At 66.9% G+C, this 7,880-nt stretch carries 10 protein-coding genes; 7 read left to right on the forward strand and 3 right to left on the reverse strand.

The genetic code is table 11. The annotated features are described in order from the left end of the window. Positions 1-45 precede the first annotated feature (45 nt). Positions 46-591, forward strand: a complete 546-nt coding sequence (locus EB75_RS17925; RefSeq protein ID WP_073696689.1) for a pyridoxamine 5'-phosphate oxidase family protein — start codon at positions 46-48, stop codon at positions 589-591. 2 nt (positions 592-593) lie between these two features. Here EB75_RS17925 and EB75_RS17930 read toward each other — a convergent pair whose 3' ends face one another. Together EB75_RS17930 and EB75_RS17935 are read right to left on the reverse strand one after the other, a co-directional pair. Then, complete coding sequence (locus tag EB75_RS17930; RefSeq protein ID WP_073696690.1) at positions 594-1,043, reverse strand: cupin domain-containing protein; 450 nt, start codon at positions 1,041-1,043, stop codon at positions 594-596. A 44-nt stretch (positions 1,044-1,087) separates the two neighbouring features. Beyond that, the gene (locus tag EB75_RS17935) at positions 1,088-1,336 is read right to left on the reverse strand and encodes an Rv2628 protein family (RefSeq protein WP_073696691.1); all 249 of its coding nucleotides are present in this window, start codon (positions 1,334-1,336) and stop codon (positions 1,088-1,090) included. Between the two features lie 62 nt (positions 1,337-1,398). Here EB75_RS17935 and EB75_RS17940 point away from each other — a divergent pair, with 62 nt between their 5' ends. The 6 genes from EB75_RS17940 to EB75_RS17965 all read left to right on the forward strand — a co-directional run bounded on the left by EB75_RS17940 (position 1,399) and on the right by EB75_RS17965 (position 6,032). Continuing rightward, complete coding sequence (locus tag EB75_RS17940) at positions 1,399-1,956, forward strand: sugar O-acetyltransferase (RefSeq protein ID WP_073696692.1); 558 nt, start codon at positions 1,399-1,401, stop codon at positions 1,954-1,956. Between the two features lie 68 nt (positions 1,957-2,024). Beyond that, positions 2,025-2,288, forward strand: coding sequence for a hypothetical protein (locus EB75_RS17945; RefSeq protein ID WP_073696693.1), 264 nt, complete (start codon positions 2,025-2,027; stop codon positions 2,286-2,288). 67 nt (positions 2,289-2,355) lie between these two features. Further along, the gene (locus EB75_RS17950; RefSeq protein ID WP_073696694.1) at positions 2,356-3,447 is read left to right on the forward strand and encodes a TIGR03857 family LLM class F420-dependent oxidoreductase; all 1,092 of its coding nucleotides are present in this window, start codon (positions 2,356-2,358) and stop codon (positions 3,445-3,447) included. Then, on the forward strand, positions 3,440-4,129 hold the full coding sequence (locus tag EB75_RS17955) for a TetR/AcrR family transcriptional regulator (RefSeq protein ID WP_083612390.1): 690 nt from the start codon (positions 3,440-3,442) through the stop codon (positions 4,127-4,129). Before EB75_RS17950 ends, EB75_RS17955 begins: the two co-directional genes overlap by 8 nt. A gap of 101 nt (positions 4,130-4,230) precedes the next feature. Further along, positions 4,231-4,578 carry a hypothetical protein gene (locus EB75_RS17960; protein WP_073696695.1) on the forward strand — a complete coding sequence of 116 codons (348 nt, stop codon included), beginning with the start codon at positions 4,231-4,233 and terminating at the stop codon, positions 4,576-4,578. Continuing rightward, positions 4,575-6,032 carry a DUF7059 domain-containing protein gene (locus EB75_RS17965; RefSeq protein WP_073696696.1) on the forward strand — a complete coding sequence of 486 codons (1,458 nt, stop codon included), beginning with the start codon at positions 4,575-4,577 and terminating at the stop codon, positions 6,030-6,032. Before EB75_RS17960 ends, EB75_RS17965 begins: the two co-directional genes overlap by 4 nt. A gap of 187 nt (positions 6,033-6,219) precedes the next feature. Here the strand turns inward: EB75_RS17965 and EB75_RS17970 are convergent, their stop codons facing one another. Further along, positions 6,220-7,767: an IS1182 family transposase gene (locus EB75_RS17970; protein ID WP_073696697.1), complete on the reverse strand. Its 1,548-nt coding sequence runs from the start codon at positions 7,765-7,767 to the stop codon at positions 6,220-6,222. Positions 7,768-7,880 lie beyond the last annotated feature (113 nt).

A 7,880-nucleotide genomic window follows, 5' to 3' on the forward strand; every position in this document is an offset into this window, starting at 1 on the left:
TGAAACTCGCTCGCCCCGGCCTCTCCCGCGTGCAAGCATGCCCACATGGCCAAGCAGTTCCCGCAGATCAACGACCGGTTCCGCACGTTCATCGCCGCGCAGAGCATCTACTTCGTGGCGACCGCAGCGCGCGACGGCCGGGTCAACCTGTCGCCGAAGGGCTTGGACTCGCTTCGCGTCCTCGGACCACATCGGGTGGCCTGGCTGAACCTCACCGGCAGCGGCAACGAGACCTCGGCGCACCTGCTCGACAACCCGCGAATGACGTTGATGTTCTGCTCGTTCGAGCGTGAGCCGATGATCCTGCGGCTATATGGCACCGCCCGTGAGGTCACGCCCGGCGACGCGGACTGGGATGAGCTCTACAGCCAGTTCCCGCCACACATCAGTGCCCGTCAGATCTATGACCTGAGCGTGGACATCGTCCAGACCTCATGTGGTTTCGGCGTGCCGCTCATGTCGGTCGAGTCCGAGCGCGTCCTGCTCGACACCTGGGCCGAGAAGAAGGGGCCGGAGGGCGTCGCCGACTACTGGCAGCAGAAGAACCTGTCGAGCATGGACGGCGCGCCGACCAAGCTGGCGCTGGGCTGAGCTCAGCCGGCGCAGGCGTCGGGGGCATCGACCCGCAGCGGGACATCGACGGGCACCGTATAGGTGACGACGACGTCGGCGGCACCGGTGTTCTCGTTGGCAACCCGGTGCGGTACCCCAGCGGGAATGAAAACCGCTTGGCCACTGGCGAACTCGGTTCCCGCACAGTCACCCGCGGTCTGCAGTACGACACCACCGGTGTTGATCACCGAATACTCGGTGCCGGGGTGCGTGTGCCAGCCGCTGCTGGCGCCCGGCGCCAGCTTCAGTCCCTGAATGATGAGGGTCGACGGCGCGCCACCGGTGTCGATGTCGACCGGAGCCGTGGTGTCGCCGCGCGCCAGGTCGGTCCGCACGACGTCACCCTCGGGCGGCGTCGCCGCTGCGACGGGCGCCGACAACATGGCCAAGCCGAGTGCGGCACAGGCATTCCCAACGCGCAACTTTGTCATGCACCCACTGTGCGCGACGTCGGACAACCGCGTGCGGGTTTCGGCTACGCGACCATGACGTCCACCGACAGCCGCTCCCCGAGGGCGTAGACGGTCGGCCAGTCCTGGTTCTGGGCGGCCGATTCCAGTGCATCGATGAGCGGGCTGTCCACACCCAATTCGGCCAGCCACGACGACACGGTGGCGGCGATCTGTTCCCCGGGCACCTCTTCGGCACGCCGGCCGTGCAGACGGTCGACCACCACGAAGGTCGGCGCGGCGGGGCGCCGGCGGCGGAAGTCGATGATGCTCATATCAATTGAACGAATCAGCCGTCAAAAAGGTTCAGCCGGCCGGGCGCACCTAACGTGGAGTCATGGCTCGTTCGATGCGCGACCGCATGCTCGCTGGTGACCTGTACCTCGCCGATGATCCCGAATTGATCCGCGAGTCCAAACACGCACAGCGGCTCACCCACCGGATCAACACGCTCGATCCCACCGACCTCGACGAACGCAACCGTCTACTCCGAGAACTCCTCGGCGCTTTCGGGGACGGCAGTGAGATCCGGCCGCCGCTGCAGTGCGACTACGGCTACCAAACGACCATCGGGGCACGCACTTTCGCGAACTGGGGGCTCATCCTGCTCGATGTCGCGCGGATCAGCATCGGCGACGACGTCCAGATCGGACCCAACGTGCAACTGTTGACGGCCACTCACCCGCTCGAGCCGGGGCCCCGGAGAGACAAGTGGGAAGCGGCCGAGCCGATCACGATCGGTGACAACGTGTGGCTCGGTGGCGGCGTCATCGTGTGCCCCGGCGTCACGATTGGCGCCGACACCGTCGTGGGTGCCGGTTCCGTCGTCACCCGCGACCTGCCGCCGCGTGTGCTGGCCGTCGGGTCGCCGGCCCGGGTGGTGCGCCCGCTGTAGACCACGATTCAAAGTCAATCTAACCAATTGGCCATGCGGCCAATTGACCGTCATGTAAATATGGCGGCGTGACTGAAGATGCCGATGTGGCACAAGCTCGGGCATTGCGCGCCGAGCTGCGTAGGCATGCCTGGGACCTCGCATCCAGGCTGACCAGGGTCGAGTCCCTGCCCGACGCGACGGCCTGGTCAGAGCGGGCGCGGTCGATGCGCCGGCGCGCCCGGGAGCTGCGGCGCGACCTGGATGAGGCCAGATTTCTGATCGACCGGTTGCACGCCCGGTTCCCGAGCATCGACGCGGCGGGTGCATCGGCAGACGCTCCAAGTTATTGAGAACCCTCATTGACAATTACCCACTAGATGGTTAACAGTGCTAAGCGTCTCCGATGAAAGGCGCACCATGAGCACGCTGGACCAGCTCAACGAGCTCGGCTACTACGCCGTCACCCGGCATCCCGCGGACACCCGGGTGGTGCTGCCCGAAGCCCGGGATGCCGAGGCGCTCGGGTTGGGCTCCTGCCACATCGGTGAGCGCTTCACCGTGAAGGACGCGGGCGTCCTCAGCGGCGCGGTGGCAGGCGCCAGCACGACGCTGGGCATCGCGCCGTCGACCAATCACCACACCCGGCACCCCACGGTCACCGCGACCATCGGGTCGACGATGCATGCCCTGACCGAGGGCCGGTTCGCCATGGCCTTCGGCCGCGGGATGGGTCCCTACTGGCAGGCGATCGGCCTGCCGGTCGTGACCGAGGCGCGGCTGCGCGACTTCTTCGGCATCCTGCGCCGTCTGTGGACCGGCGAGATTATCCTCGATCACGACGGCCCGGCCGGGAAGTGGCCCATGCTGCGCCACGTGAACGGCCTGGAAGACGGGCCGCCGATCGGCCTGGTGGCGGTCGGCCCGAAGACGATGGAGCTGGCCGGCGAGATCGCTGATTTCGTTGTGCTGCATACGTTCTTCTCCGACGAGGCGACGGAGAAGTCTGTCGCCGCGGTACGCCGCGGCGCGGAGAAGGCCGGCCGGGATCCGGACAGTGTCCGCATCTGGGCCTGCCTGGCGACGGTCCCCGATGCGTTGTCCGAGGACGATCAGATCCGGCGTGGCGTCGGACGGCTCGCGACGTACCTGCAGGCGTACCCAGATGTCCTGGTCTCGGCCAACGGCTGGGACCGGGCGACGTGGGATCGCATCCGGCAGTCCGACCTGTTCACCGATGCGGCGACCGCCGGACCCATCGACGCAAGCGCGTCGTTCGAGACGCTGCAGCGGATCGCCGAGCTGATCCCCACCGAGTGGCTGGACGCCGTCGCCAAGGGCTCGCCGCAGGACTGCGCGAAAACCATTGCCCGCCAGTATGATCTGGGCGTGCATTCGGTGATCATGCACGGGGCCAGTCCGCACGAACTGGCGCCCGTCGTCGAGGCCTACCGGGCCAACCGGCCGACGCTGCACCGGGCCGTCGCCGCGAATCCGGGCCGATTTGCCTGACCGTCCGGCCCGCGACTCCCCGCAGGCGACCCTCGCCCGGGAGCAGTGGCAGGCCGTCGTCACCGAGTCGGGCGCCGGCACCAAGCTGAACAAGCGCGGCCTGGAAACCCGGGCCCGCCTGCTCGACGTCGCCATCCGCTGTCTGGCCGACAGCGGTGGCGAGCCGGTGTCGGCGAACCGCATCGCCAAGGATGCGGGCGTCACCTGGGGCACGGTGCAACATCAGTTCGCCGACCTGGACGGGCTCTGGGTCGCGGTCATCACCGAAATCCACTCCCGCAGTTGGGCCTCGGGGCCGGACACGCCCCGTAGCGGCACCTTACGGGAGCGGGTGGAAGGGGCCATCGAATCCGTTTGGCGCTACCTGGATACCACCGAAGGGCGGGCCCTGACCGCGCTGCGCACGTCGCTGCCGGCCCGGCGCTCCGATATCGCTGCCGAATATCCGCGCACCGCAGCGGCTTTCGCGGCGCGCGAGCTCGACTGGATTCAGGGTTTCGACTATCTGATGGACGGCCTCGACGTCGACCCGGACCAACTGCACCGGGTACGGTGCCTGCTGCCCGCCGCGATCCGCGGCCTCAGCAACGAACGGCAAATCGGTTTCACATCGGATCTCGACGTCGCCCGCGCGGCGTTGACCGACGCCGTCGTGGCACTGTTGACCCAACCGCGAGGCTGAGCGCGAACCATACGAGCATATTTTCCTAGGTTCATTTACCGGCGCGCTGATAGAGTCTGACCTGCAGGTTTTTGCACCGTGTGGCTCATCGGGAGGCTGCCATGGCTAGCGAGAAATTGAACCGGACCATCACTTTGTCGTTGGTGGCGCTCGCGGCCACCACCGGCGTCACACTGGCCACCGCAACACCCGCGTCGGCTGCGCCAGCAACCTGTGAAACAGGTTGCGATGTCGGCGGCGTCGATACCGCTCCGCCGCCGTTCCTGAAGCTGAACGCACCGTTCGTCAAGTTCTGGAACATGCAGAAGGTGAACTTCCCCTTCCTCAAGTTCCAAAATCTGCAGAAGTGGGACAACTTGCAGAAGGTCAACGTCTTCCAGAAGTTCAATGTCTTCCAGAAGGGCGACGTCGGGCTCACCCTGTCGAACCTCAGTCCGTTCCACAAGTGACTGCCGCCGGCGCACGGCTGATCGAGTGCGCCGCCGACCTCGGCAAGGTGCTGGCCGCCGCGGGCTACTCATCCAGCGGGCTGAGCGGCGGACGGATCGCGCCGAATGTCCTCGAGGCCGTGGTGCTAGCCAAGCGCCTCGGTGACCAGCCGCTGGCCACCCTGGTGATCCTGTTCCTGGCTGGCTTGGCCGTGCCCAGCAGCGCCGCCGCAAACGCGCTGCGTCCGTTGGCTCTTGACGATCTCGTCGACGCCGGCCTGCTCACCTCCAATGGCGACCAGGTGCAGGCCACCGTCTGCATCGGATGGGCCGACGACATGCTCGTCGCGCACGACTGGCAGGACGGGCGCCCGACCGATCGGGAACACGTCGTCGCCGTCGCACAGGCATCCATGACGCTGGCTGACCTCACGGTGCGCCTGCCGGACGTCGAGGCGCTCGACGTCGGCACCGGAGGCGGCGTGCAGGCGTTCCAGGCCGCCGGCCATGCGGCCACCGTGCTGGGTACCGACGTCAACACCCGTGCCCTGCAGCTGGCCGAATTCGGCGCCGTGCTCAACGACCTGACCACCGTCAGCTGGCGCGAAGGCAGCCTGCTGGAACCCGTGGGCGAGCAGACCTTCGACCTGATCACGGTGAACCCGCCGTTCATCATCTCGCCCGACAACACGTACCTGTGGCGCGATGCCGGTCAGGCGGCACGACGGCCGGGCAGTCTCGGCGAACAACTGGTCCACGACATCGTGCCCCGGCTGCGTCCCAGCGGGTGGGCCACGATGCTCGCCAGTTGGCCACATCCGGCAGACGGCGATTGGGTGGCGCCGGTCCGGTCGTGGTTCGCGGGATCAGGTTGTGACGCTTGGGTTCTCCGGTTCGCGACGCACGATCCCATCGAGCATGCGGAAACCTGGTTGGTGCAGAGCATGCGGGCCACCGCCGATTTCGCTGCCGCTCTCGACCGCTGGCTGGACTTCTACCGCGACCAGGGCATCGAAGCGCTGACGACCGGCGCAATCATCATGCAGCGCAACGACACCGGCGACGGGCACGTCTGGACCGAGGACATGCCGGGCTCCCCCACCGGTTCGGCGAGCGAGCAGATTCAGCGGGCGTTCGCGCACCGGCGACGGTTGGCCCAACTGACCGACGACGGACTGCTCGATGCGGTGCTGACACCGCTACCGGGTAACCGGTTGGATCAGACGTTGAGCCGGACCGACGGTGGTTATGAACCGGCACCGACACAACTGTGGACGATGCCGGGGCTCAGCGTGTGCGCGACGGTGTCACCAGTGGCGCTGCCGGTGGTCCTGGAACTCGACGGGCAGCGGCCGCTGCGCGACCTCATCACCGCCGCCGCCGACGCCACCGGCTTCGATCCAGATCAAGTCCGAACCGACGCCCTGGCCGCCGCGACCCGGCTGATCGAGCTGGGCCTGGTCGACTGGAACTGACCGTCAGTCAAATTGGTCGACGCCGCTAGGAGTCTGCTGAATTAGTGGGGTTTGGGGGCGGGGCGTCTCAAGCGCTGTTGGGCGCGTGGGTGAAGTCAGACCCGGAGGTCGACAGATTCGAGATCGCCCCGCCGGCATCGACTGTGGCATTGGTTGCCTGGGGTGGCAAGAGGTTGGTCACCTGCCGTTAGGCGATCGCCCAGGTGGTGCCCGTGTGCGTCAGGCCCAGGGTGATCAGCCGGCGCAGGTTGAGGGCGGCGGCGCGGTGGTGCAGCCAGTGGTCGTTTTTGGTGGTGCCGCGGTAGCGGACTTTGCGGTTGCCGCGGGTGAGCCAGGCGATGGAGCGTTCCACCATGGGTCGGTATTGGCGGTACTCGTTCTGCCACTCGGGAGTGCGCGCTGCTGCGCGGGCAGCACGCAGCAGCGGTTCATGCTCGCTGATGCTGAGTTGACGTCCTCGCACCGCGGTGGTGCATTGTGTCATTAAAGGGCATGAGCGACAGTGCTTTTCGAATTTCGCGCCGCCTTTCGGCGCGATGTGGACGGTGTGTGCGGCTGGGCAGGTCACGGTGCGGGCATCGAAATCAACGGCGAAGTCGTCGCTGGTGAACCCTCCGGGCACCGGGGTCCGCAGCGGCAGCGGTTTGATCACCGCGACATGGCCTGCATCGTGGAGGGCGGCGCGGGCTGCTCCGGTGCCGTAGGCCGAATCACCGAGCACCCGCACTGGGGCCGGCTCATCCTCCAGCAGCGCCAGCCCGACGACCGCTTCGTGGTTATCCGGGCCACTGGCTTTGGTCAGGGCGCAGTCGGTGATGATGCCGGTATCGGGTTCGATCGCGATGTGGGCTTTGAAGCCGTCCTGGCGGCGGTGCACCGTCTTATGGGCGTGGCGGGCATCAGGGTCCACGGTCGAGATGACCCGGTCGCCGGCGACTTTCTGGGCGATGCGCCACTGCCCGTCGGTGCCATCAGAACCCTCGACCGGTTCGACGTCCTGGCCGGAGATCAACGCCAGCAGGGCCACCGCCTCCGCCGCCCGCGGCCCCAGCTCCTGCTCGGGTAGATATCCCAGCAGCCGGTGCGCGTCGCCGACGAGGGCGTCGATCAGCTGATCGCGGGCAGCTTTGTCGTTCCAGGCGATCGCCGGTTTACCCGGGTCATCGTAATTATGCGCGGTGCAATGGTTTTCGATCACCTCGGCGGCGCCGGGAACCTCACGGCGCACCCGGCGGATCGCGGCGACCAACTGGGTGACGGTGTCCTGGGTGGCCACCGCGTCATCGAGGACCGTGGAGTCCAACGCGCGGCGGGTCTTGCCCGCCAACACCGCGGTCTGCGCGACCACCGCCCTGACGGCCTCGAAGATCCGGTTGGGGCGATCGGAGGCCGCGAGCCGGCGCCGCCAGTACGTCAAGGTGGTGGAATGAAATGCCGGAGCGGTGACCGGCAGCCCGCAGGCGGCTTTCCACCGCAGATCGAAGGTGACCGCATCCACGGTCTCGTTGTCCGAGAGCCCGTGCAGGGCCTGCAGCGTGATCACCGAGGCCATCACCTCGGCCGGCACGCTGGGTCGGCCCCGCCGCGACGGGAACAGATCGGCGAACATCTCCTCGGGAAACAGCTCACGACGGTGGGCCGCCAGGAACGCAAACATGCTGTCGGGCTTGAGAAGATGGCCCGCCACCGATTCGGCATCCAACAACTCACGCTGATCATCAGAGCGACCCTGCACCCCTCAATCATCGGCGAATGCCCACAACAAGCCGACCCGCCACGCTGATTAATTCAGCAGACTCCTAGTGTCCTGCGCCGTAAATTAGTTGATTAATTGTAGAATTGGCGGGT

Source organism: Mycobacterium sp. ST-F2 (assembly GCF_001905655.1).
GTDB lineage: Bacteria > Actinomycetota > Actinomycetes > Mycobacteriales > Mycobacteriaceae > Mycobacterium.

Bases quoted from the DNA above. Each gene is read 5' to 3' on its own strand.
- EB75_RS17925 (WP_073696689.1), top strand. From the start codon at position 46: ATGGCCAAGCAGTTCCCGCAGATCAACGACCGGTTCCGCACGTTCATC.
- EB75_RS17930 (WP_073696690.1), bottom strand. From the start codon at position 1,043: ATGACAAAGTTGCGCGTTGGGAATGCCTGTGCCGCACTCGGCTTGGCC.
- EB75_RS17935 (WP_073696691.1), bottom strand. From the start codon at position 1,336: ATGAGCATCATCGACTTCCGCCGCCGGCGCCCCGCCGCGCCGACCTTC.
- EB75_RS17940 (WP_073696692.1), top strand. From the start codon at position 1,399: ATGGCTCGTTCGATGCGCGACCGCATGCTCGCTGGTGACCTGTACCTC.
- EB75_RS17950 (WP_073696694.1), top strand. From the start codon at position 2,356: ATGAGCACGCTGGACCAGCTCAACGAGCTCGGCTACTACGCCGTCACC.
- EB75_RS17960 (WP_073696695.1), top strand. From the start codon at position 4,231: ATGGCTAGCGAGAAATTGAACCGGACCATCACTTTGTCGTTGGTGGCG.